Genomic DNA, 23,504 nt, shown 5'->3' with positions numbered 1-23,504 from the left:
CGTTGGCGAGGTAGCCGTCGGAGAGGAGGAAGACCGGGGTGCGGTAGGCCAGGGCGATGCGGGCGGCCTCCAGGGCCGCGTCGAAGCAGTCGGCCGGGGTCCTCGGCGCCACCACCGGGACCGGGGCCTCACCGTTGCGGCCGTACATCGCCTGCAGCAGGTCCGCCTGCTCCGTCTTGGTCGGCAGCCCCGTGGAGGGCCCGCCGCGCTGGATGTCCACGATCAGCAGCGGCAGCTCCAGCGACACCGCCAGGCCGATCGTCTCCGACTTCAGCGCCACACCCGGCCCCGACGTCGTCGTCACCGCCAGCGAACCGCCGAACGCCGCCCCCAGCGCCGCACCGATCCCCGCGATCTCGTCCTCCGCCTGGAACGTGCGCACACCGAAGTTCTTGTGCCGGCTCAGCTCGTGCAGGATGTCCGAGGCCGGGGTGATCGGGTACGAGCCCAAAAACAGCGGCAGGTCCGCCTGACGCGAGGCGGTGACCAGCCCGTACGCCAGCGCCAGGTTGCCGGAGATGTTGCGGTAGGTACCCACCGGGAACGCCTGCGCGGCCGGCGCCACCTCGTAGGAGACCGCGAAGTCCTCCGTCGTCTCACCGAAGTTCCAGCCCGCGCGAAAGGCCGCGATGTTCGCCTCCGCGATGGCCGGCTTCTTCGCGAACTTCGTCCGCAGGAACCTCTCCGTTCCCTCCGTCGGCCGGTGGTACATCCACGACAGCAGACCCAGCGCGAACATGTTCTTGCTGCGCTCGGCCTCCTTGCGGCTCAGCCCGAAGTCCTTCAGCGCCTCCACCGTCAGCGTCGTCAGCGGCACCGGGTGCACGTGGTAGCCGTCCAGCGAGCCGTCCTCCAGCGGCGAGACCGCGTAGCCGACCTTCTGCATCGCCCGCTTGGTGAACTCGTCCGTGTTCACGATGACCTCGGCGCCGCGCGGCACATCGGCGATGTTCGCCTTCAGCGCCGCGGGGTTCATGGCGACCAGGACGTTCGGCGCGTCCCCGGGGGTCAGGATGTCGTGGTCGGCGAAGTGCAGCTGGAACGAGGAGACGCCGGGGAGGGTGCCGGCGGGGGCGCGGATCTCGGCGGGGAAGTTGGGGAGCGTGGACAGATCGTTCCCGAAGGACGCCGTCTCCGACGTGAAACGGTCACCGGTGAGCTGCATGCCGTCACCGGAGTCCCCCGCGAACCTGATGACCACCCGATCCAGACGGCGAACACTCTTCGTCGCCTCCCCCGTCTCCGGCGGCGCAGTGGTTTCCACAGACATACGTGCGTCAGCTCCTGTCAGTCCGGCGCTTGTCGATGGCGTGCCGGGTGAGTCGTGGCTCTGCGGACGGAGACTAACGGGGTCTGTTAGAGATGCACTTGGGTTGCCGCCGTGTCTTGCTTGGCCTCGATCGGCTGCCGGCGCTTGTCGTCCTTGATCCCGTGTGGTCGAGCCGGGCTCGCGCAACAGAACGGCTGTAATTCGCGCTGAGCAATATCGGCGATGACATCGCCGGTGCGTTCTCTGCACGCTGGTCCGTGAACGCGCTCGGCGAGAGCGAAGGAATTCTTCACGCGACTCGCGAGTGCCCATCGAGTCGGAACTGGGGAAGGTCTCGCATGTCGTCCACTCTGTTCGGGTTTTCTGACGATTTCGACGTCATCGTCATCGGCGGCGGGCCCGCCGGTGCGACCGCCGCGGGGCTTCTCGCCAAGCGCGGACACCGGGTTCTCGTGCTGGACCGTGAGCGGTTCCCGCGCTATCACATCGGGGAGTCCCTCATTCCGGGTGTGATGGTGCCGATGGAGGAACTCGGCCTCGTGGAGCGCATGGAGGCCAAGGGATTCGAGCGGAAGTACGGCGGAACTCTGGTCTGGGGCAACAACGAGGTCCCGTGGAACTTCTCGTTCACCACGGGCGGTCGTATCCCCTACGCTTTCCACACCCGCCGTGCCGACCTCGACGCGCTGATCCTCGACCGGGCCCGCGAGCTGGGGGCCTTCGTCGTGGAGGACGCGACGGTGAAGGACACCATCGAGGAGGACGGCCGTGTCGTCGGCGTCCGCTACGCCCTGCGCGGTCTCAACGGCACGCGTGAGGCCCGCGGCCGCATGGTCATCGACGCCTCCGGCCAGGCCCGGGTCGTCGGCCGCAAGTACACCGAGGTCAACTGGAACGAGCAGCTGCGCAACGTCGCGGTGTGGACGTACTTCGACAACTGCCACCGCCTGCCGGGCGACGAGTGGAGCAACATCCTCATCGAGGGCACCGCTGACGGCTGGTTCTGGGGCATCCCGATCGACAAGGGTGTCTTCAGCGTCGGCTACGTGACGCGCTCCGAGGTCGCCACCGCCTCCGACAAGGCCCTCGAGGACCTCTTCGTGTCCGAGCTGGCCACCACCACCAAGCTCAAGGACCTGCTGCGGGACGCGACCCCGGCCGCGGGCTACCGCTCCGCGCGCGACTGGTCGTACACCCAGGACCGGTTCCACGGCAACGGCTGGGTGCTGGTCGGTGACGCCGCGGCCTTCGTCGACCCGCTGTTCTCCACCGGTGTCGCGCTCGCCACCCTGGCGGCCAGCACGCTGTCCAAGGTCGTCGACAAGGTCCTGCGGCACCCGGAGATCGAGGAGAAGGCGCTGGACCGGTACTCCGCCGCCTACCAGGCGTTCTTCCACGACATCCGTCAGTTCGTCGAGGGCTTCTACGACCGGTCCAAGACCAAGGGCTTCTACTTCAACATGGCCCAGGACGTCATCGACCCGGAGAAGAAGAACGACGCGGAGGTCGACTTCGTCAAGCTGGTCTCCGGGCTCAGCGGGAAGGCCGGCGGCCTGTTCGAGCTGGAGCTCGACGACCTGGTCGCCGATGCCACTCCCCCGGCCACGGCCGGCTGACGGCGGGAACGATCCGAGCGTGCGGTGCGGCGGCCTCCTCTCCCGGAGGCCGCCGCACCGCACGTTTGCGTGGCCGCGCCGGCGGCGTAGCCGGGCCGGGGCTCCACGGGGTGGTGCAGGTCCGGGCAGGGTCAGGGTCAGGGCAGGGGTCCCCGGGCAGCGGATCGGCGGGGGTACGGCCCGGCGTGGCCGCCCTGCCGTACGCGGGCCGTACGCGGGCCGTACGCGGGTCGGGCGCAGGGCGTCCGCGGGGACGCGTCCGCGGGGACGCGGGTGGCCTCGGCCGACAGGAAGGCCCTGGCCGGGGCGGGCGCTGCGGCTGGCCGTGCCGGGGGCCGTGCCGCGTCGCTCCGTGAGGAGACGAAGCGGCCTGGCTCGCGTGACAGGGCGGGGCGCGGGGTGCCGGGGTGCGCCGGGGGCACGCAGAGCGAAGCGCCCGCGCCCGCCCGTCAACGGGGATGAAGGTGACGGGCGGGCGCGGGCGCGACGCCTTGCGGGGCCACCTCGGGGGGTGGCCGTCTCACACGCACAGGTGGGCCCGGCGGCCGGGGGGAGCCGCCGGGCCCGGGGCGTCGTCAGGACTCGACGTCGCCGTTGATGTGCCGCTGGATGAACTCGTGGGCGCGGTCGCCGAACTGGGCGCCGAACGGGATGGAGCGCTCGGCGGTCTCCCGGAAGGCCACGCCCGCCCATACCCGGCTGTGGGCGCAGTCGTCGACGAAGTCGGTCCAGGTCTCCCAGCTGAGCTTGAGGTCGCCGGCGGGCACGAGGCCCGGCTCGGTCTGGGCCGAGCCGGCGGGGAAGGCGTGCGTCCAGTCCAGGACGTCGTCGCCGAGGTAGCGCCGGGCCGCCTGTGCCTGCGCCGAGCACAGGGTGGTGAAGGCGGAGGGGTACTCGGGGTGGTTCCCCGCGGGCAGGTAGCTGCTCCACTCGTCGGCGGGGATGTCGGTGACGGTGCCCTTGCCGGGGCCGCCCCAGGCGGTGACCGGGGTGCTGCCGTACACGTGCCGGATCGCGCTGAAGGGCCGTACGGCGTCGTAGCCGTGCTTGTGGTGCCAGACGGCGATCAGGTTGTCGAACCGTGCCAGGGAGGTGGTGATGAACAGCTGCGCCCAGCCGTCCAGGTCCAGTTCGTGGGCGAGGGCCGCGGCGCGCGGCGCCCAGGTGAGGGAGACCGGGGAGTGCTCGAAGAACTCGGCCTTCACCTTCTGCTCGTCGGTGAGCTGGGCAGATGCCTGGAGGACCTCGTCGGCCGCCCGCTTGTACGCCTCGGCGTCGGTGTGGTCGAGGTGGTCGGGCGCGGCCAGTTCGAGGTCGGCGGGGTCGGTGAAGGTGACGGGCTGGACCAGCCGCAGCTGCGGGGTGGCGAACTGCTGCACGGTGAAGACGCCCTTGTCGCCGGGGCCTCCGCCGACGCGGCGCTGGTGCGGTCCGAGCGCGGGCTGCCAGCGTGAGGGGTCACGCAGCTCGTAGGCGGTGTTCACCGGCGTGTAGCCGGTGTAGTCGGCGTAGGGGCGGCCGTTGTAGGTGCGGCCCTTGTCGCCGAGGTGGTTCATGCCGTCGTGCAGGCGGGCGGCGACGACGGCCTTGCCGGCGATGTTGCCGATGCCGACGGGCGTGGTGGGGTCCTCGGACTCGTCGTCGGGGTTGAGGCCGATGGCCTGCATCGCCATCCGCATGACCGGTGCGCGCTCGGCGAAGGCGACCTTCACGACCTGGTAGGAGGCGTGCAGGCCGGCGATGTTCTTGTTGCGGTTGGTGGCCGACTCCTCGGCGGGGCGGCGGTCGATGCGGGAGTACACGCCGACCGCGGTCGGGTGGTAGGGGGCCAGCGCATCGAACCACGACACCTGGAACAGGAACGTGATCCAGGTGTAGATGGAGGTGTCCCCGGGGGCGATGGCCTCCGCGGGGGGAAAGCCTCCGCCGCCGTTGGTGGTGATGAGGTCTCGGATGAAGTTTCCGTTGTCGAAGTCGAACTCGATCTTCGGGGCGGCCGGTGCCACGGCAGAATGGCCGGACGTCGTCATGGATAAAGTCCTTTTCTTGAGAACGGGGCTGCGTGAACCCCGTCCGGAAATAGCCCGCACTACCCTCCTGGAGGATATCTCCCGCCGCTTGAGATGCGGTCGAGATTCGCTATGCCTTCCGGGCGGTGCGGATGTCAACAGACAAGATGAGTCAATAACTTGACAGGCCGCGCCCCGGGCGTCAATGCTTCCAGGGAGCGGCGAGCAAGGGGCACGCTTTTCATGGTGCTGGTGCGGCCCATCCGGACGATTCGCCTCCCATCCGTAGTGCCAATGATCTGCCCCGATTCGCATCGACATCGAGATGGACACTGGAGGACGACGAATGACCGGGACAGAGCAGCTGGAGAGTCTTTACTCCGTCATGGAGGAGACAGCGGGGCTGCTGGACATCACCCCCTCTCGCGACAAGGTCTGGCCCATCCTGAACGCGTACGCGGAATTCCTTCCGGAGGCTGTCATCGCTTTTCGGGTGGCGACCCGGGACACCAGCGACCTCGACTGCCGCTTCACCGCGTTCCCGCAGGGCTTCGACCCGTACGCGCATGCCGTGTCGAGCGGTCTGATCGAGAAGACGGACCACCCCGTGGGCTCGCTGCTGGCGGACCTCGAGGAGCGTTTCCCGATTCCCTGCCACGGCGCCGACTTCGGGCTGGTCGGCGGTTTCAAGAAGACCTGGACGTTCTTCCCGGTGGACAACCTCCAGAAGCTGTCCGACCTCGCCGAGGTCCCGTCCATGGCGCGCAGCCTGGGCGAGAACTTCGACTTCTACGCCCGGTACGGCCTGGAAGACAAGCTGAGCATGGTCGGGATCGACTACCCGAGCCGGACGGTCAACGTCTACTTCCTCGGCGCGGCCGCGGAGTGCTACCAGCCGGAGACGGTCCGGGCGATGCTGCGTGACATCGGGCTGCCGGAGCCGAGCGAGAAGATGCTCCAGCACGTCGCGCAGTCGGGCGGTATCTACACCACGCTGAGCTGGGACAAGCCCGGCATCCAGCGGATCACCTTCGCCTCGCTGCTGCCGGACTTCCAGGAGCTGCCGGCGCGCTTCGACGTCGAGCCGAGGATCGAGAAGTTCGCGAGGAACGCCCCCTACACCTACAAGTCCGCCGGCAAGGGCCTGTACAACGTGGCCTCGTACGCCGGCGGGGAGTACTTCAAGCTCCAGACGTACTACCAGATCAGTGCGGGCTCGGTGGAGGGCAAGGGGCTGCTCGGCCCCGGTGAGGCGTCCCCCTCCGGCTCCGGCGCGTAACGTACGGCGCTCCCAGGACCCCGCCCGTGACCGGGCGGGGTCCTGTTGTGGGTGGCCGGCGGCCGTGGTGTTCGGTCACGCCTGCTCGGCTGCGGGCACGGACAGGGGCCGGGCCGGCGTGTGCGGTTCGGGCCGGGGTTCCTGGCTGCGGGCCTTGAGCGCGCGGGCGGCCAGGAGGCACAGGGCGACGGGGGCGGCGAGCACGGTCAGGACCGTGCCCAGGCTCCAGCCCGCGTCGACCATGAGGCCGCCGAGCAGACCGCCGATGACGGGTCCCAGCTTGCCGACGCTGTTCGCCCAGCTGATGCCCGTGGCCCGTGCCGAGGGCGGGTAGGCGACCGCGGCGATCACCTGCAGCGCGGAGTTGGACGCCGGCAGGCACAGGCCGAGGACGAACGCCCCGGCGAGCAGTGCGGCGAACTGCCCGGTCCACGCGGCCGCCGCGGCGAGCGCGGCGACGGCCAGCGCCCACAGCGCGATCAGCACCTGGAAGCGGTCGTGGCGCTTGAGGACGAAGGACACCGACAGCTGTCCCACCAGTCCGCCCCAGCCGAACAGCGCCACGGCCGCGCCGGACTGGGCGGAGGACAGGCCCATCCGTTCGGCGAGCAGGGGCAGGTAACTGAGGATCAGGGCCACGGCGCCCAGTCCCACGAGGAAGCACAGCCACAGCAGCACGGTGGTCCTGGCCGTGCCCCCGGACAGCACGGCGCGGGACGCGGCCCGGCGCCGGGGCCGGGGCTCGGCGGCGCGGTCCAGGGCCACCTGGGCCAGGTCCTGGTCCGGGGCGGCGGTCGCCAGGGCCGCGCGTATCTCCGCCACGGGGCGGCCGCGGGACGCGAGGACGCTCACGGACTCCGGGACGCACCGGATGACCACGGGGGCCAGCAGGAGCGGGGCGAGCCCGCACACGGCCAGCAGCGTGGGCCAGCCGAACGCCGGGATGATGGTGGAGGACAGGATTCCGCCGAGGGTCGTACCGGCCGTCACGCCGGCGAAGGCCAGCGCGACCATCTGGCCCCTGCGCCGGGCGGGAGTCCAGTCCGCGACGAGGGCCATCATCGTCGGCAGGACCGCGCCGAGACCCAGGCAGGCCACGATCCGCAGGCCCGCGAAGGCGCCGATGCCGTCGGTGAGTGCCATGGCGGCCGTGCCGAGGCTGAAGACGGTGAGACCGGTGACCGTGACGCCCTTGCGGCCGTAGCGGTCGGCGAGCGGGCCGACGGCGGCGCCGCCGACGACCATCGCCAGCACGCTCAGTGTCACCGTGGCGGTGATCGCCCGGTCAGCGGTCCCCCACTGCTTCTCGAGCTTGGGGTAGACGAACGCGGCCACGATGGCGTCGAGCCCTTCGGCGACCATCGTGAGCAGCCCCACCGTCACGATGAGCCACTGGCGGCGGCTCATCGGGCCGCTGTCGATGAACTGTTGGGGACTCAGCTGTGCCGAGCCATCCGTGGTCGGGGATTGCGTGGTCACGGACGGACCCTTTCCGTGCGAAGGTACGGGGAGAAGGCGCGGGCGCGCGGCGCCGCGCGGCACTCGGGTGGGGGCGCCGGCCGGCGCCGAGAGCCGGCCGGGTCGGGTGGACCCGGCATTCCTCGGACACCTCTCCCGCTCGGTGTGCGCCGGGACGTGCGGGTCCGGCGGTTGTGGGTCGGGCGGGTGTTCGAGGGGGATGACCAAAAAAACGGCCGGCGCCGCCCTGGGGATCTCCCGGGGCGGCGCCGGCCGCCGGACCGTCGGGTCCGGGTGCGACGCGTCGTCAGGAAGGCGCGGGTTCCGTCTTCCCGGACTTCTGCTCGGCGGGCGCGCCCGCCGGGGCGGGCAGCGGGCCACCGGGCAGCATCACGGCGGCGACGACCGCGCCGACGGCGAAGATGGCGGTGCACCACCAGAAGACCCGGATGTCGCCGTGGATGGAGGCGAGGCCGAGCTGCTGCGCCGTCGGCTTGCCCTGGACGTGGCCGGCGAGCCAGTCGGTGGCGGTGGTGGCGGCGATCGTGTTGAGCAGGGCGGCGCCGACCGCACCGCCGAGCTGCTGGCCGGTGCTGATGACCGCGGAGGCGATACCGGCCTCCTGCGGGGCCACACCGAAGGTGCCGGTGCTCAGCGCCGCGCCGTAGATCAGGCCCATGCCCATGCCGACCAGCAGCAGCGGCAGGAGCAGGTGGGTGGCGTAGCCGGAGTTCTCGTCGATCCGGGTCAGCAGGGCCATGCCGACCGCGGTGACCAGCAGACCGCCGGCGATCAGCGGCCGGGGGCCGTACTTGGGCAGCAGCTTGATGGCGCCCACGCTGGTGCCCACCGGAGTGAGCGCGATCATCGGCAGCAGGGCGCAGCCCGAGGTGATCGCCGAGTAACCCAGGTTGGTCTGCATGTAGTAGACCAGGAACAGCAGGATGCCGAAGAGGCCGGCGCCGACGAGCAGCACGGTGAAGTAGGCGGCGCCGCGGGTGCGGTCGATGACGATCCGCGGCGGCAGCAGCGGGTGCGCGGCGCGCGTCTGCCAGGCCGAGAAGGCGATCAGCAGGACGGCGCCCAGGACGATGAAGCCCCACGTCGAGCTCTCGCTCCAGCCGTTGTGGGCGTTGGAGAAGCCGAGGACGACGCTGAACATGCCGCCGGAGGCGAGGACCACACCCGGGATGTCCATCCGGGCGCCGGTGCGCGGCTGGGCCTGGAGCAGCACCAGGCCGCCGACGAGGGCGATGCCGGCCAGGAACAGGTTGACGTACATGCACCAGCGCCAGCTCAGGCCGGTGGTCAGCGCACCGCCGATGATCAGGCCGAGGCCCGAGCCGCTGGCGACGACACCGCTGAAGATGCCGAATGCCTTGGCCCGCTCCTTGGGGTCGGTGAAGGTGGTGGTCAGCAGGGCCATGCAGACGGGCGAGAGCATCGCGGCGAAGGCGCCCTGCAGGGCACGGGCCGTCACCAGCATCTCGAAGTTGTTCGCGGCGCCGCCGATGGCGGAGGCGACGGCGAAGCCGAGCAGACCGATCAGGAAGGTCTGCTTACGGCCGATCAGGTCGGACAGCCGCCCGCAGAACAGCATCAGGCCACCGAAGGGCAGCGCGTACGCGGTGACGACCCACTGCCGGTCGGAGTTGCTGAAGTCCAGCGCCTCCTGGGCGGAGGGGAGCGCGACGTTCATGACGGTCAGGTCGAGGCCGATCATGAGGTACGCCGTGCAGATCAATGCCCCGATCAGCCAGCGCCGCCTTGCGTCCGCGGCCGCCCCCGAGCTCGGCCCAGCCGCGACGGCTGCGCTCTCTGTTGCCATGATCATCTCCTTGTGTTCCAGCGGACGGACTTGAAAACGTCACCCGGGGGCGGGACGTGGTGTCCCGCCCGTGACATGACGGCCGAGCGGGTCGGACCGGGAGTCGGCGCGGAGCGGGCCGGCGGGGCGTGTGCCGGGCCTGCACCGCGGTGGGGGGGTGACTCGGATGGGACGTCAAGCAGCCACGGCGTTCGAGGTGAACACCGTCAGCAGGCGAGAGGGGATCTGGTGGTACACCGCGAGGTCGAGGTGGTCGCCGGCGGGCGACCACTTGGCCGCCGAGGCGTTGATGCGCTCACCGCTGTAGGTGTACGGGGAATTCTTCAGGAACTGCTCGAGTTCCGGATCCAGCCTGGCCGGGAGTGCCGACGGGTCCAGGCCGGGGGACGGCATGGGAGCGAAGGAGATCCGGTGGATCTCCGAGGAGTCCCAGGTGAGCGTGACATAGACCCGGTAGGCCGTGCAGGCGTATGCCAGCATCTTCTCGTCCGGATCGGGCAGTCCTATCTCGCGCAGCAAGGACCGGATCACCTCGGGGTCGAGATGTCCGAGGACATCGCCGGGGAGCTGGAAGTAGAGATTCACGGACTTGCGCTGGTAATTGACGCCGACCAGTGCCACTTCCGTCAGGCCGTGACGCGCGAACAGGTCGGCGTTGTCGGCCACGGAGCGCGGCATGGAGGGCAGCTCGGCGAGCTGCGACACCTTCTGGAGGCTGCCGGGGAACTGCGCGTACACCTTCTTGAAGCCGCTGGTGATGTCACCGTCGATGAACCAGTCCTCGACGGTGACCCGCTCCTGGAGGTCCGACAGCAGGCTGCCGACGGGGTGGTCGGTCCGCGGGAGGAGGCCATGGGCGAGGGCCCGGGTGTAGGGGCCTTCGGACCCCGGGGAGACCTGGACCGTGTATTCGAGTTCGCCGACCTCACCGGCGTTTATCTGCGCACTGAAGATGATCGCCCCGTCCGGGAGCAGTGCCTCACGAAAAGCGTCCAGAATCGGCCAGACGCGGTCACGTGAGAAAGAAGCGCCCACAAGTCGGGACGTTTCCTCGAGAGCCGAGCACAGCTTTACTGCCTCAGCATCTTGGGACATCAGCACTCCAATAGTCTGCGTCATCCGTTGATCTCAAAGGATTCCCGCACTCGTTGCTCAACAAAGGGTAGCGGGAGGGCACTTGAGATCCGCTAGAAAGCCACTGGTGACAGGGAGCGGTCCGGCTCAGGCGGCCGTGCGGGCGGTGTTCGCCGCGGTCCCGGAGGCGGGCTGGGAGGCGGGCTCGGGCAGGCCGGCCGGGTGAGGGAGGCCGGTGTCCTGGGAGTGGCCGGTGTCCTGGGAACGGCCCATGATCCAGCTCAGCAGCGGGCCCGCCATCGCGGTCGTGACCACGGCCATGACGACCATGAGCGAGTACAGGTCCCGGCTGAGGAAGCCCAGTTGCAGACCCACGTTCAGCACGATCAGCTCGGTCAGGCCGCGGGTGTTCATCAGGGTCGCCAGCGCGGCGGACTGCCGCAGCGGCATCCGGTTCAGCCGGGCCGCGGCGAACGCCCCGGTGAACTTGCCTCCGACGGCCACGAGCAGGATCAGCCCGAGCGCGCCCAGCCCGCCCGTGTCCAGCCCGGACAGGTCCACCTTGAGACCGGCGACCAGGAAGAACACCGGCAGCAGCAGGGTGCCGCTGAGGTGGCTCAGGCGCTCCTGCACCGCGTGGCGTACCCGCTCGCTGCCGGTCCGCGGGAGGATCACGCCGAACAGGAACGCGCCGAAGATGTAGTGCAGGCCCACCCACTCGGTGACGGCGGCCGACACCAGCAGCCCCACCAGGACGCTCGCGAACACGGTCGGGGTGAGCTGGTGGGAGGGCCGCCGCGCCACGTACCGCTGGAGCAGCGGCCGTACGACGAAGAACATGCCCAGCAGGTAGGGCACGGCGAGCAGGAGGTGCCACTGCTCGGGGCCGGCGGAGCCGCTGATGGCGACGACGGCGGCGAGCAGGGACCAGGCGAGGACGTCGTCGATGGAGGCGCAGGCCAGGGCCACCACACCGAGCGGGGTGCGCGTCATGCCCCGGTCGGTGAGGATACGGGCCAGCACCGGGAACGCCGTGATGGACATGGCGATGCCCATGAAGAGCATGAACGCCGTCCGGTCGTCGGTGCCGTAGTCGTCCATCAGGTACAGCGCCAGCGCGGCACCGAGGCCGAAGGGCAGCAGGATGGAGCTGAACGACACGGACGCGGCGAGGCTTCCGCTGCCGCGGATCATGCCCGCGTCCCACTCCAGGCCGACGAGGAACATGAACACCACGACACCGACCGCGGCCAGCGCGCTGAGCAGGGGCCGGATGTCCGCCGGGAACAGGGCGTCGGAGATCGCGCCGTGGAAGAGGGTCGGGCCCAGCGCGATGCCGGCGAGGACCTCGCCGATCACCGCCGGCTGGTTGAGCCGCCGGGCCAGCATGCCGAGCACACGGGCCAGCAGCACGATGGCCGCGAGGCCGAAGAGGAGTGAGGTGGTCTGATGGGTGTCCATGAGGTCTCCGTGGAGAAGGATCCGGCCCGGGCAGCAGCCTCAAGGGGGGTCGGGGAAGACGGGACGAGAGGGGGGACCCCCGGTGACCGCCTGACGGGATCACCGGGGGTCCCCGGGAAGTGACCGCCCGGTCGGGGCCGGGGGGCTCAGACCGGATAGCCGCCGAAGCGCCGCTCGCGCCCGCGCAGGTCCTCCAGGGCGGCGTCGAAGTCGGCTCGCGTCATGTCGGGGAACAGGCACGGAGAGAAGTGCAGTTCGGCGTAGGGGGACATCAGCGGGAAGAACGACGACATGCGGATCGCGCCGCCGGTGCGGATGAGGTAGTCGACGTGGGTCGGGACGTAGGCGTTCTCGAGCAGGATCTCCTCGGTCAACTCCGGGATCTTGCCGTTGAGCTTGTTGAAGATGCCGATGACCTCGTGCGTGAGGGACATGCCGAGGATGTAGTGCAGGGTGAAGCCCGCGTTCTGGGCCGACTTGTCCCGCAGCTCCTCCAGCTCCGCCAGGTAGGGGGCGTCCACCAGGTCCAGCGACCCGGAGAAGTCGAAGCGGCAGGAGTCGTACACGCGCCGCACCACGTCGTTGAACGCGGTCATGAACGTGTTGACCGCGGCCTCGGGACGGCTGTGGTTGGCGGCGGAGGACGCCGTGACGTAGAGCGTCGTGACGCCCGCCTCCTTGGCCCAGCCCATGAACTCGATGAGCTTGTCCCCCATCGCCGCGTAACCGTCGTCGAGGGAGACGCCGTGCGCCAGGGACCAGCGGCGCATTCCGTCCGGCAACAGCATCAGGGTGGTCACTGTGATCTCCTTGAGAGTGCGTGCAGGCGTTCGGCCGGATCAGGCCGCCGTCGGCTGCGGGGCGAGGTCCATCAGGGCGGAGAGGATCGGTGGCCGGGTCCAGTCCGGCGGGCAAAGGGTGATGTCGAGGCGGTGGACGGTGTCGCCCCTCACCGCCACCGGGCCCGCGGTCGCGGTCAGCGCGGCGGGAGCGGTGCCGGTGGTGCCGCCTCGGGCCTGGGCCACCGCGTGGATGTACCAGGTGCCCTCGGGGACGCGGGCGAGCGTGAACCGCCCCGGTGAGGAGACGTGGCTCCACGAGGCGGGCGTGCCCTGGAGCACGGGGGTGTCGAAGGCGCCGACGCGCACGGGCGTCAGCACCCGGTGTTCGGTGTGCAGGATCCCCGTCACCGTGCCGGCGCACCGGACGGGGGCGGGCGGGGCCGCCGGGGCCGGCGCGGGCTCCCGCGGCTCGCCGGGTGTCTCCAGCGAGAGCTTGCGGTAGTGCGTCGGCGACACCCCCACCAGTTCGGTGAAGCGGCGGGTGAAGCTGCCCGTGCTGCTGTATCCGACGCGTACGGCGATGTCGGTGACCGTCAGCGAGGTGCTCAGCAGCAGCCGCTTGGCCTCCTGGAGCCGCACCGCGCACAGGAACCGTCCCGGGGTGACGCCGGTGACCCGGGTGAACACCCGCAGGAAGTAGTACTTGCTGACCATCGCGCTGCGCGCCAGCTCGTCGAGGCTCAGCGGTTCCCAGAACCGTTCGCGGATCGTGGTGACGGCATGCTGCACTAGGTGCTCCATGAAGGGCTCCTGATGGCGATGTGGCCGGTGCCAGAGCCAGAGGGCTCGAAGGGTCGCTGCGCCGATCGACGGGGCCGGCGGGCGCGGGGGCCGGCCGGGCCCGGACGGGGGCGCCTGGTCTTCCGGTTCGGTGCGACGGGCGCGGGCATCGGCGGCGGAGCCGGCGCGTGCCCGGAGGGAGACATCTGCTGCGCCGTCGGACGGGCGGCTGCGAGCGGTCCCGGAGCCCGGCCCTGCCGCCATGGCTGGAACAGGGCGCTCACTTCCCCGCCATGTGACTGATTTTGGGCAGGGTGGGCGTGCCGAAATAGTGACACGGTCGGGGGCCGCACGCCAAGGCCGCCCAGAAGTGACGTGGATCACACCAACTGCCGCTCCGTGTACGTGCGTTCAGGTGGCGCAGACGGTAGCCGCACACCGGTGCGAAGGGTGGGGTGCACCACCGTCGTGCGAGCGGTTCTGTAGCGCGCTGCTGCCAGGATCGGACCGCTGCGACAAGCCCAACCGACAGGGACGGCAGGCCAGTTGACTACGGCTCGACGGTGAGTGCCGCGAGGGCAGCCGTGCCGTCCTCGACGGCGTGGGGGCGGCGCCGGGTCGTCGCCGGGGGCAGGGCCAGGACCGCGGCGGCGATGGCGTCGGAGTCCTCCAGGGTGACCGAGCCGACGCCGGGGCGGATGCCGGCGGCGGTGACCCAGTGCACGGACTCGGTGGGCACGCCGAAGGCGAAACGGCGCGGGTGGGCCGTGCCGCGGGCGTCGATCAGGTGGTAGGGCCGCTCCGTGACGGCCAGTCCCCCGGTCTCGTGGCCGGTGCCGCTGCGGCCGGTGCCGGGGATGCGGTACGGGCGGCACTGCCCGGTGCGCAGCAGGCGTCGCAGCAGCGGGTCGGCGGTGCGGCGCAGGTCGATCTCGGGCAGCCGGGCCTCGATCAGGACGGTGGCGCGCACCCGCACGTGCGGTATGTGGCTGGAGACACCGGTGAAGCAGGGGCCGAGCGGGTCGCGGGGGTCGGTGCCGACGCGCAGGCCGGGGCCGGTGACGTCGAGGACGCCCGCGTCGATGAGCGCGGCCATCTCCTCGATGCGGGAGGCGGGCGGGCCGATGGACAGGTAGGCGTTGAGCGGTGTGTACCAGCCGTCCAGGTCGTCGCGGTGGGAGTCGGCGGTCAGGCCGGCGTGGTCGACGGCGAGCCGTATCTCGTTGCGCAGGTCGCGCAGGACGTCCAGGGCGGCCTTGACCGGTCCGCTGACGTTGCCCTGCCGGGCCAGGCGCACGTCGTCGTCGAGGTGGCCGCGCAGCCACGTGCGGAACGCGGCCAGGTCCTCGAAGACCCGGTAGCCGTAGGGGCGGGCGAGGCGGTCCCAGTCCCAGCGTTCGGCGGCCCCGACCCCGAACGCGTCCAGCAGGCGGTCCTCGGCCGGGCCGGGCTCGGCCTGAAGGTAGCGCTCGGTGAACTCCCGCACGGCCGCGCCGTCCGCACCGCGTGCGGTGAGCAGCGCCGCGTAGTAGACGGCGCACACCTCCTTGGAGATCAGCGGCCACAGGTCGGCGGCGAAGTCGACGGCCCCGCCGCGGGGGTCGCGGGCGCGCAGGCCGGCGATGTACCCGGCGGTCAGCAGGCGGGGGACGTGACGGCCGTGGGCGCCCTTCTCGTTCTCGCCGCGCGCCTGGTAGGGCACGCCGCGCCGGGAGCCGGCGTACAGGCGCGGCTCGCGGCCCGAGGGCCGGTAGACCATGCGGCCGTCGACACGGGTGAAGACACCGCCGCGGCCACGGGTGAACAGCGCCATGTAGTCGAAGAAGTTCAGCCCCAGTCCGCGCAGCAGCACGCTCTCGCCGGGCCGGATGGCCGACAGGTCCACGTCGGCGGGGTTGGCGGGCGGCACGTAGGTCAGGCCGTGCCGGTCGGCGAAGCCCGCCAGCTCGTGTTCGGTGGCGGTGGGCCGTGTCGGTACGTGGCCCTGGGCGAGGACGACGGCGGACAGGCCGGTCAGCCGGGTGCCGTCCGCCAGGACGACGGTCTGGGGCCCGGTGTGCCGGTCCGCGGGGTCGGCGTCGGTCAGGGCGACGGCCCGCACCGGGTGGGTGCGCACGCTCACGTGGGCGGCGGCGCCCGCGACGACCCGCTGGAACGCCCAGGTCAGATAGGCGCCGTACAGGGCGCGGGTGGGGTAGGAGTCCGGGCCGAGCGCGCGGGCCTCGGCGACGGTCTCGTCGTCGTGGGGGCCGTCCGGGCCCGGTTCGAGGGCGCCCGCCTCCAGGGCCTTGGCCCACTGGTACAGGCTGGGTCCCTCCTGCAGCGGGCCGTCGATCTCGACGCTGGCGTCGGTGAAGACCGTGACCTGGCAGGCGACGGTGTTCATCAGCAGGTGCCGGGACTGCGTGGGGCGCCACACCCGGCCCGCGCCGGGCGGGTCGGGGTCGACGACGTGCACGGTGACGGTGTCCCAGCGGGGCGACTTGCCCTCCTGCGCGCACAGCCGTTCCAGGACGGACAGGCCCCGGGGGCCGGCGCCCACGAGGCACACCTCCAGGTGGGCCGGCGCGACGGCTCCGGACGACCGGGCGGCCGCCCTCCGGGGCGGTCCTGCGGGGAGCCCGACGCGGGCTGCGCGTGCGTCTCCGTGCGTACCGTCCACAGTTCCTCCTTTTCCGCCACCGTCGGCGCAGCCGCTCGACGACTGCTCGGCCCGCGGTCGAAAAGAACTTGAGAAAGGCAGGCACAAAGGGGCGTCAGCGGGTCGCGAACGAGGCTGTATCGGGACTCGAGTCGCCGGGCCGGTAATAGAAGTGTTCGCCCGGGGGGTGCGGCCGGCAGCCGCTTCCCGGGGGACGGACGGAAACAGCAGGCCGGCTGTCGCCATCGGCACGGGATATCGATGCGATGTACAGCGATCGTGGGGGCGAGACGCCTCGTGAAGGAGCTTCGATGAAGTCTCAGGCATGCCCGAGAAGTCACGCCCAGGAAAGCCGTGCCGCCATCGGGTCCCTCCTGTGCGTGCCTTGCGTCAAGGTCGTGGAACGCCATCTGCGGGTGCTGCCCGCGCTGCATCAGGAATGCCTGCACCAGGCGTCGCCGATGGGCCGGCGGACCAATCCCACCAAGGTTTCCGGCAGCCGCAGGAGGGACTACCTGGACATCTCCGTGCTCGACGCCCGCCAGAACATTCTGGTCGTTCTGGAGTCCTGGTCGAAAATGGTGGCGGAAGAGCTCGGCATCCCCGCTCCGACGCGTACCGTGCCGGCCCTGGTGCGGTTCCTGACCAGTCATCTGGGATGGCTGGCCGGCCAGCCGCCGGCGGCCGACTTCGCGGACGAGATCGACGAGTTGGTCGCCGAACTGCGCAGGACCATCGACCCCGAGCCGAGCCCGCTGCAGACGCTGATCAGGCAGTGCGTGGTGGACAACTGCCCGGGGACGATCAGTGCGTCCCCGCAGGGCGGGCGGGCCGGCGGCAGGAGCATCACCTGCTCCTACGGACATTCATGGGCGATGCACGAGTGGCTCATTCTGCGGAAACTCATGGAACGGCAGCGAGAGGACGTCAACGCGTGATCGGGCCTTGGCGTCACGGGCTCGTCCGCCGCGGGAAGATCACCCTTTACGGTGCGCCGCACAGGCGCTCGGAGTTCGACATCGAAGAACGGGCGGAGACCGCTCTTCAGCGCCGGCATTGACTGCCCGCTCCCCCGTTCGAACTGCCCGCCGCGGCTGCTCCGGCAGCCGCGGCTGACTGCATTGCGGGAATAGGTTCATGGAATACACACCTGGCACGGAAAAAAGTGACCCACATCACTTTCGGCGGTGTTGGCGGGGCGTCGGACCCCGTGTCACTATTTACCCACGTCTCCGCTGCCCGAAATCGCTGCACAGCAGCGGATGATTGCGAAAGGCAGCGGATCGCGTGCCGTACCGGCGCCATTCAGCGCGTACGACACCCCCCTTTCCACCGCACCGGACCGATCACTCGCCCGGATGCCCCGTGTCGCATTCCGGCCGATGAAGCTCCTGGCTCCGTGCACCGGTCGACACACGCACGCCACCCGACGCACCGCGTCCGTCCTGCGCCCGTGTCCGCCCCGGTGCGCGCGCCGGCCTGACGCCCCGCACCACCTGACCTTGCGTCACTTCCCGTCCCCGGACTGCGACTCACGCGCGCAGCAGACCGCACAAGAGACAAAGGGAGCTGAGAGCGTTGACTCTACCGACCTCAGCGGAGGGGGTAACACGAAGCCATCGGGCCCGCTCCGTCGGCATCGGCCACTCTCACGCCAAGGCCATCCTGCTGGGGGAGCACGCTGTCGTCTACGGAGCTCCGGCGCTCGCTCTTCCGATTCCGCAGCTCACGGTCACGGCAAGCGCCGGATGGTCCACCCGCACCTCCGACGACCAGGACGACCTGTCCTACACGATGACCGGTTCTCCCTCCCGGGCGATGGTGACGCAGGCCTCCGACGGCCTGCGCCGGCTGACCGCGGAGTTCATGGCGAGAACGGGCGTGTCCGGCAGGCCGCACATCGACGTGATCCTCGACGGCGCCATCCCGCACGGCCGGGGCCTGGGCTCCAGCGCGGCGAGTTCGCGGGCGATCGCCTTCGCCCTCGCCGACCTCTTCGGCCGTGAACTGTCCGAGGACGCGGCGTTCGACCTGGTGCAGACCGCCGAGAACATGGCGCACGGCCGGGCCAGCGGCGTCGACGCCCGTACCGTCGGCGCGGCCCGCCCGCTGCTGTTCCAGGCGGGGCGGACCGAGGAACTGAAGCTCGGCTGCGACGGCCTGTTCATCGTCGCCGACAGCGGCGAGCTGGGCAGCACCCGGGAAGCGGTCGAGCTGCTGCGGAACGGGTTCGCCCGCCGGCCCGGCGCCCAGGAGGCGTTCGTCCGCCGGGCCACGGAACTGACCGAGGCGGCCCGCCGGGACCTCGCCGAGGGCCGGCCCGAGGAACTGGGCGCCCGGCTGACCGACTTCCACGCGCTGCTGCGGGCGGCCGGTCTCAGCACCGACGGCATCGAGGCCCTCGTCGACGCCGCACACGGCGCCGGCAGCCTCGGCGCCAAGATCACCGGCGGCGGGCTGGGCGGCTGCGTGATCGCACTGGCCAGGCCCGAGCAGGCCCGGGAGGTCACCCGGCGCCTCCACGAGGCCGGTGCCGTACAGACCTGGGTCGTACCGCTGAAGGGGTTCGGCAATCATGCGTCATGACCACCCGACCGCTGTGCTCCGCCCGCAGGAGCAGGACTCCCCCGGCTCCGCGACCGCGGTCGCGCACCCGAACATCGCGCTCATCAAGTACTGGGGCAAGCGCGACGAACGCCTGATCCTTCCGGTGACGGACAGCCTGTCGATGACGCTGGACGTCTTCCCGACGACCACCAGCGTCCGGCTCGCCGCCGGTGCCGGCCCCGACGAGGTGACCCTCAACGGCCGGGCCGCCGAGGGTGAGACGGGCCGCCGCATCACCGCCTTCCTCGACCTGGTGCGGCAGTCGGCCGGGCGCACCGAGCGGGCCGTGGTGGACACCCGCAACACCGTCCCCACGGGAGCCGGACTGGCCTCCTCCGCCAGCGGTTTCGCCGCCCTCGCCGTCGCCGCGGCCGCCGCCTACGGGCTCGACCTGGACGCCACCGCACTGTCCCGGCTGGCGCGGCGCGGCTCCGGCTCGGCGTCCCGGTCCCTCTTCGGCGGCTTCGCCGTCTGGCACGCCGGCCCCGAGCACGGCACCGACGCGGACGCCGACGCCGGCTCCTACGCCGAGCCGGTGCCGACCGCCGCCCTCGACCCGGCGCTGGTCATCGCCGTCGTCAACGCCGGGCCCAAGCCGGTCTCCAGCCGGGAGGCCATGCGCCGCACCGTCGACACCTCGCCGCTGTACCGGCCGTGGGCCGCCTCCAGCAAGGACGACCTGGTGGAGATGCGGGCGGCGCTGGGGCGCGGCGACCTGACGGCCGTGGGTGAGATCGCGGAGCGCAACGCGCTCGGCATGCACGCCACGATGCTGGCGGCGCGCCCCGCGGTGCGCTACCTGTCGCCCGCCACGGTCACCGTCCTCGACCGGGTGCTGCAGCTGCGGCAGGCCGGGATCGCGGCCTACGCCACCATGGACGCCGGGCCCAACGTGAAGGTGCTGTGCCCGCGCGCGGACGCCCAGCGCGTCGCCGACGCCGTCCGCGACGCCGCACCGGACAGCACGGTGCTGGTCGCCGGGCCGGGCCCCGGCGCCCGCCTGTCGGACGAGGACGGGCGGTGAGCGCGCCGCGCACGGTGGTCCGGCACGCGCCGGGCAAGCTGTTCGTCGCCGGCGAGTACGCGGTGGTGGACCCGGGCAACCCGGCGATCCTGGTCGCCGTCGACCGGTACATCACCGTCACCGCCACCGCCACCGACCCCGGACCGGGTGCTCCCGCCGTGGTGATCTCCACCGACCTGGGCCCGCAGGCCGTGCCCTGGCGCCTGCACGGGGACCGGCTGGTGCCCAGCGGCGCCCAGGACCCGCGGCTGCGCGGCGCGCTGGCCCACGTGGTGTCGGCGATCGAGACCGTGGGCCGGCTGCTGACCGAACGCGGACTGTCCCTGCCCACGCTGAGCGTGTCGGTCAGCAGCCGGCTCCACGACAACGGCAAGAAGTACGGGCTGGGCTCCAGCGGCGCGGTGACGGTGGCGACCGTCGCGGCCGTCGCGGCCCTGGGCGGCCTGGAGCTGACGGCCGGCGAACGCTACCGGCTGGCCCTGATCGCCACGGCCCGCCTGGACCCCAAGGGCTCCGGCGGCGACCTCGCCGCCAGCACCTGGGGCGGCTGGATCGCCTACCGGGCGCCCGACCGTGCCTTCGTGCTCGACCTGGAGCGGCGCCTGGGCGTCGACCGGACGCTGCGCGCGCCGTGGCCGGGTCACGAGGTGCGCCCGCTGCCGGCACCGAAGAACCTGACGCTGCAGGTCGGCTGGACCGGGGAGCCCGTGTCCACCGCGTCCCTCGTCTCCGACCTGCACCGCCGCAGCTGGCGGGGCAGCGCCTCGCACCGGAGGTTCGTCGAGACCAGCCGGGACTTCGTGGGCGCCGCGGCGGCCGCGCTGGAGTCGGGCGACGACGAGGACCTGCTGCACCAGATCCGCCGCGCCCGCGCCGAGCTGGCCCGGCTCGACGACGAGGTCGGGCTCGGCATCTTCACGACCAAGCTGAACCGCCTGTGCGACGCCGCCGAACAGGCCGGCGGCGCGGCCAAGCCCTCCGGGGCGGGCGGCGGTGACTGCGGTATCGCCCTGCTGGACGCCGGGGCACAACGGGACATCTCAGAAGTAGGGCAACGGTGGGCTGCGGCCGGGGTGCTGCCCCTGTCCGTCCGTCCCGCCCTGGAAGGGATCGAGGAATGAGCGCTCAACGCAAGGACGACCACGTCCGGCTCGCCATCGAGCAGCAGGACGGCCCCCGCGGGGTCAACCAGTTCGACGAGGTGACGTTCGTCCACCACGCCCTGGTCGGCATCGACCGGCAGGACGTGTCGCTGGCGACGGCCTTCGCCGGTGTCTCCTGGCCGGTGCCGATCTACATCAACGCGATGACCGGCGGCAGCGCCAAGACCGGCATCATCAACCGGGACCTGGCGATCGCCGCCCGCGAGACGGGCGTCCCGATCGCGTCGGGGTCGATGAACGCCTACTTCAAGGACCCTTCCTGCGCGGACACCTTCAGCGTGCTGCGCAAGGAGAACCCGGACGGGTTCGTCATCGCGAACGTCAACGCGAACGCCACCGTGGACAACGTGTGGCGTGCCATCGAGCTGATCCGCGCCGACGCCCTCCAGATCCACGTCAACACCGCCCAGGAGACGGCGATGCCGGAGGGCGACCGGGAGTTCTCCCACTGGCCGGGGCAGATCGAGAAGATCGCGTCGGCCGTCGACGTCCCCGTCATCCTCAAGGAGGTCGGCAACGGCCTGAGCCGGCAGACGGTCCTCGCCGTCAAGGACCTCGGGGTGAGCGTCGCGGACGTCAGCGGCCGCGGCGGCACGGACTTCGCCCGTATCGAGAACGGCCGCCGGGAGCTGGGCGAGTACGCCTTCCTGCACGGCTGGGGCCAGTCCGCGCCCGCCTGCCTGCTGGACGCGCAGGGCGTGGACCTGCCGCTGCTGGCCTCGGGCGGTGTCCGCAACCCGCTCGACGTCGCCCGTGCCCTCGCCCTGGGCGCCAAGGGCGTCGGCGCCTCCGGCGGTTTCCTGCGCACCCTGCTCGACGGCGGCGTGGACGCGCTGATCGGGCAGCTCACCACCTGGCTCGACCAACTGGCGGCACTCCAGACGATGCTCGGCGCGCGCACCCCCGCCGACCTGACCCGCTGTGACCTGCTGATCCAGGGATCCCTCCGGTCCTTCTGTGCCGAGCGCGGCATCGAGACGGGGCCGCTCGCCCGGCGCACCAGCTCCGCCGAGGCCCACCGCGAGACGACGGGAAGCACACGATGACCGAGACACACGCCATTGCCGGGGTTCCGATGCGCTGGGTGGGACCCCTGCGCATCTCCGGGAACGTCGCCCAGACCGAGACGCAGGTCCCGCTGGCCACCTACGAGTCGCCGCTGTGGCCGTCGGTGGCCCGCGGCGCGAAGGTCTCCCGGCTGGCCGAGAAGGGCATCGTGGCCACCCTGGTGGACGAGCGGATGACCCGTTCGGTGCTGGTGGAGGCGACGGACGCGCTGACCGCGTACACGGCCGCGCGGACCGTCGAGGCGCGCATCGAGGAGCTGCGTGAGGTGGTGCGCGGCTGCAGCCGCTTCGCGCAGCTGCTGGAGATCCGGCACGAGGTCAACGCCAACCTGCTGTTCCTGCGGTTCGAGTTCTCCACCGGGGACGCCTCCGGCCACAACATGGCCACCCTCGCCTCCGACGTGCTGCTCAAGCACATCCTGGAGACGGTGCCGGGCATCTCCTACGGGTCGATCTCCGGCAACTACTGCACCGACAAGAAGGCCACCGCCATCAACGGCATCCTGGGCCGCGGCAAGAACGTGGTCACGGAGCTGCTGGTGCCGCGGGACGTCGTCGAGAACGTCCTGCACACCACCGCGGCCAAGATCGTCGAGCTGAACATCCGCAAGAACATGCTCGGCACCCTGCTGGCCGGCGGGATCCGCTCGGCCAACGCCCACTTCGCGAACATGCTGCTCGGTTTCTACCTGGCCACCGGGCAGGACGCGGCCAACATCGTCGAGGGCTCCCAGGGCGTGGTCATGGCCGAGGACCGCGACGGCGACCTGTACTTCGCCTGCACCCTGCCCAACCTGATCGTCGGCACGGTCGGCAACGGCAAGGGCCTGGGTTTCGTCGAGACGAACCTGACCCGGCTGGGCTGCCGGGCCGACCGCGCGCCCGGGGAGAACGCCCGCCGCCTGGCCGTCCTCGCGGCGGCCACCGTGCTGTGCGGGGAGCTCTCCCTCCTCGCGGCCCAGACGAACCCGGGCGAACTGATGCGTGCGCACGTCCAGTTGGAACGCGACAACAAGACCGCGAAGGTTGGTGCATAGGGCATGTCCATATCCATCGGTATCCACGATCTGTCGTTCGCCACCGGTGAGTTCGTCCTGCCGCACACCGCGCTCGCCGCGTACAACGGCACCGAGATCGGCAAGTACCACCTGGGCATCGGCCAGGAGTCGATGAGCGTGCCCGCCGCCGACGAGGACATCGTCACCCTCGGCGCGACGGCCGCCGCGCCGATCGTCGCCCGGCACGGCACCGACAAGATCCGCACCGTCGTCTTCGCCACCGAGTCCTCCATCGACCAGGCCAAGTCCGCCGGGATCTACGTCCACTCCCTCATCGGGCTGCCGTCGGCGACCCGCGTCGTGGAGCTGAAGCAGGCCTGCTACGGGGCGACCGCCGCCCTGCAGTTCGCCATCGGCCTGATCCGGCGCGACCCCGCCCAGCAGGTC

17 protein-coding genes and 1 pseudogene are annotated in these 23,504 nt (G+C 71.2%); 9 read left to right on the top strand and 9 right to left on the bottom strand.

Annotated features, from left to right (window positions below):
* Positions 1 to 1,270 (bottom strand): 2-oxoacid:acceptor oxidoreductase family protein (locus tag E4U92_RS30255; protein ID WP_174864063.1); only part of this gene is annotated, 1,270 nt, incomplete at its 3' end.
* 338 nt (positions 1,271 to 1,608) lie between these two features.
* On the opposite strand from E4U92_RS30255, the gene E4U92_RS30250 reads away from it, so the two are divergent.
* Positions 1,609 to 2,886 carry an NAD(P)/FAD-dependent oxidoreductase gene (locus tag E4U92_RS30250; RefSeq protein WP_137303626.1) on the top strand — a complete coding sequence of 426 codons (1,278 nt, stop codon included), beginning with the start codon at positions 1,609 to 1,611 and terminating at the stop codon, positions 2,884 to 2,886.
* A 575-nt stretch (positions 2,887 to 3,461) separates the two neighbouring features.
* Here the strand turns inward: E4U92_RS30250 and E4U92_RS30245 are convergent.
* Complete coding sequence (locus E4U92_RS30245) at positions 3,462 to 4,916, bottom strand: DUF6851 domain-containing protein (protein ID WP_137303625.1); 1,455 nt, start codon at positions 4,914 to 4,916, stop codon at positions 3,462 to 3,464.
* Between the two features lie 325 nt (positions 4,917 to 5,241).
* On the opposite strand from E4U92_RS30245, the gene E4U92_RS30240 reads away from it, so the two are divergent.
* The gene (locus E4U92_RS30240; protein WP_137303624.1) at positions 5,242 to 6,174 is read left to right on the top strand and encodes an aromatic prenyltransferase; all 933 of its coding nucleotides are present in this window, start codon (positions 5,242 to 5,244) and stop codon (positions 6,172 to 6,174) included.
* A 75-nt stretch (positions 6,175 to 6,249) separates the two neighbouring features.
* Here the strand turns inward: E4U92_RS30240 and E4U92_RS30235 are convergent, their stop codons facing one another.
* The 7 genes from E4U92_RS30235 to E4U92_RS30205 form a co-directional block, all read right to left on the bottom strand.
* Positions 6,250 to 7,581 carry an MFS transporter gene (locus tag E4U92_RS30235; RefSeq protein WP_137303623.1) on the bottom strand — a complete coding sequence of 444 codons (1,332 nt, stop codon included), beginning with the start codon at positions 7,579 to 7,581 and terminating at the stop codon, positions 6,250 to 6,252.
* 358 nt (positions 7,582 to 7,939) lie between these two features.
* Positions 7,940 to 9,460: an MFS transporter gene (locus tag E4U92_RS30230; RefSeq protein WP_137303622.1), complete on the bottom strand. Its 1,521-nt coding sequence runs from the start codon at positions 9,458 to 9,460 to the stop codon at positions 7,940 to 7,942.
* Between the two features lie 174 nt (positions 9,461 to 9,634).
* Complete coding sequence (locus E4U92_RS30225; protein WP_137303621.1) at positions 9,635 to 10,579, bottom strand: aromatic prenyltransferase; 945 nt, start codon at positions 10,577 to 10,579, stop codon at positions 9,635 to 9,637.
* 102 nt (positions 10,580 to 10,681) lie between these two features.
* On the bottom strand, positions 10,682 to 11,995 hold the full coding sequence (locus tag E4U92_RS30220) for a cation:proton antiporter (RefSeq protein ID WP_137303620.1): 1,314 nt from the start codon (positions 11,993 to 11,995) through the stop codon (positions 10,682 to 10,684).
* 146 nt (positions 11,996 to 12,141) lie between these two features.
* The gene (locus E4U92_RS30215; protein WP_137303619.1) at positions 12,142 to 12,795 is read right to left on the bottom strand and encodes an undecaprenyl diphosphate synthase family protein; all 654 of its coding nucleotides are present in this window, start codon (positions 12,793 to 12,795) and stop codon (positions 12,142 to 12,144) included.
* A gap of 39 nt (positions 12,796 to 12,834) precedes the next feature.
* Positions 12,835 to 13,578 (bottom strand): helix-turn-helix transcriptional regulator, encoded by a 744-nt coding sequence (locus E4U92_RS30210; RefSeq protein ID WP_168725225.1) that lies wholly within the window; start codon positions 13,576 to 13,578, stop codon positions 12,835 to 12,837.
* A gap of 529 nt (positions 13,579 to 14,107) precedes the next feature.
* Positions 14,108 to 16,099 (bottom strand): FAD/NAD(P)-binding protein, encoded by a 1,992-nt coding sequence (locus E4U92_RS30205; RefSeq protein ID WP_373311756.1) that lies wholly within the window; start codon positions 16,097 to 16,099, stop codon positions 14,108 to 14,110.
* A 410-nt stretch (positions 16,100 to 16,509) separates the two neighbouring features.
* Between E4U92_RS30205 and E4U92_RS30200 the strand changes: the two genes are divergently transcribed.
* From E4U92_RS30200 to E4U92_RS30170, 7 genes and pseudogenes are all read left to right on the top strand, one after another.
* A complete protein-coding gene (locus E4U92_RS30200) occupies positions 16,510 to 17,136 on the top strand; it encodes a hypothetical protein (RefSeq protein ID WP_137303616.1) in 627 nt (208 codons plus the stop codon).
* Between the two features lie 640 nt (positions 17,137 to 17,776).
* The gene (gene mvk, locus E4U92_RS30195; RefSeq protein ID WP_137303615.1) at positions 17,777 to 18,784 is read left to right on the top strand and encodes a mevalonate kinase; all 1,008 of its coding nucleotides are present in this window, start codon (positions 17,777 to 17,779) and stop codon (positions 18,782 to 18,784) included.
* Positions 18,774 to 19,829 carry a diphosphomevalonate decarboxylase gene (gene mvaD, locus E4U92_RS30190; protein WP_137303614.1) on the top strand — a complete coding sequence of 352 codons (1,056 nt, stop codon included), beginning with the start codon at positions 18,774 to 18,776 and terminating at the stop codon, positions 19,827 to 19,829. The genes mvk and mvaD overlap by 11 nt, the downstream gene beginning before the upstream one ends.
* Positions 19,826 to 20,950, top strand: a complete 1,125-nt coding sequence (locus E4U92_RS30185) for a phosphomevalonate kinase (RefSeq protein ID WP_137303613.1) — start codon at positions 19,826 to 19,828, stop codon at positions 20,948 to 20,950. Before mvaD ends, E4U92_RS30185 begins: the two co-directional genes overlap by 4 nt.
* Positions 20,947 to 22,038, top strand: coding sequence for a type 2 isopentenyl-diphosphate Delta-isomerase (gene fni, locus E4U92_RS30180; RefSeq protein WP_137303612.1), 1,092 nt, complete (start codon positions 20,947 to 20,949; stop codon positions 22,036 to 22,038). The genes E4U92_RS30185 and fni overlap by 4 nt, the downstream gene beginning before the upstream one ends.
* Entirely contained in the window at positions 22,035 to 23,096 is a 1,062-nt protein-coding gene (locus tag E4U92_RS30175) for a hydroxymethylglutaryl-CoA reductase (RefSeq protein WP_137303611.1), read from the top strand. Before fni ends, E4U92_RS30175 begins: the two co-directional genes overlap by 4 nt.
* A gap of 3 nt (positions 23,097 to 23,099) precedes the next feature.
* Positions 23,100 to 23,504: pseudogene (locus tag E4U92_RS30170) on the top strand (hydroxymethylglutaryl-CoA synthase); the annotation flags it as partial.

Source organism: Streptomyces galbus (assembly GCF_005280195.1).
Lineage (GTDB): Bacteria > Actinomycetota > Actinomycetes > Streptomycetales > Streptomycetaceae > Streptomyces > Streptomyces galbus.
The sequence above is the reverse complement of the archived record's forward strand: the minus strand, read 5'-3'. Positions and strand labels throughout refer to the sequence as shown.

Bases quoted from the DNA above. Each gene is read 5' to 3' on its own strand.
- fni (WP_137303612.1), top strand. From the start codon at position 20,947: ATGAGCGCTCAACGCAAGGACGACCACGTCCGGCTCGCCATCGAGCAG.
- E4U92_RS30240 (WP_137303624.1), top strand. From the start codon at position 5,242: ATGACCGGGACAGAGCAGCTGGAGAGTCTTTACTCCGTCATGGAGGAG.
- E4U92_RS30175 (WP_137303611.1), top strand. From the start codon at position 22,035: ATGACCGAGACACACGCCATTGCCGGGGTTCCGATGCGCTGGGTGGGA.
- mvaD (WP_137303614.1), top strand. From the start codon at position 18,774: ATGCGTCATGACCACCCGACCGCTGTGCTCCGCCCGCAGGAGCAGGAC.
- E4U92_RS30250 (WP_137303626.1), top strand. From the start codon at position 1,609: ATGTCGTCCACTCTGTTCGGGTTTTCTGACGATTTCGACGTCATCGTC.
- E4U92_RS30245 (WP_137303625.1), bottom strand. From the start codon at position 4,916: ATGACGACGTCCGGCCATTCTGCCGTGGCACCGGCCGCCCCGAAGATC.
- E4U92_RS30225 (WP_137303621.1), bottom strand. From the start codon at position 10,579: ATGACGCAGACTATTGGAGTGCTGATGTCCCAAGATGCTGAGGCAGTA.
- E4U92_RS30230 (WP_137303622.1), bottom strand. From the start codon at position 9,460: ATGGCAACAGAGAGCGCAGCCGTCGCGGCTGGGCCGAGCTCGGGGGCG.
- E4U92_RS30210 (WP_168725225.1), bottom strand. From the start codon at position 13,578: ATGGAGCACCTAGTGCAGCATGCCGTCACCACGATCCGCGAACGGTTC.
- E4U92_RS30235 (WP_137303623.1), bottom strand. From the start codon at position 7,581: ATGAGCCGCCGCCAGTGGCTCATCGTGACGGTGGGGCTGCTCACGATG.
- E4U92_RS30200 (WP_137303616.1), top strand. From the start codon at position 16,510: ATGAAGTCTCAGGCATGCCCGAGAAGTCACGCCCAGGAAAGCCGTGCC.
- E4U92_RS30220 (WP_137303620.1), bottom strand. From the start codon at position 11,995: ATGGACACCCATCAGACCACCTCACTCCTCTTCGGCCTCGCGGCCATC.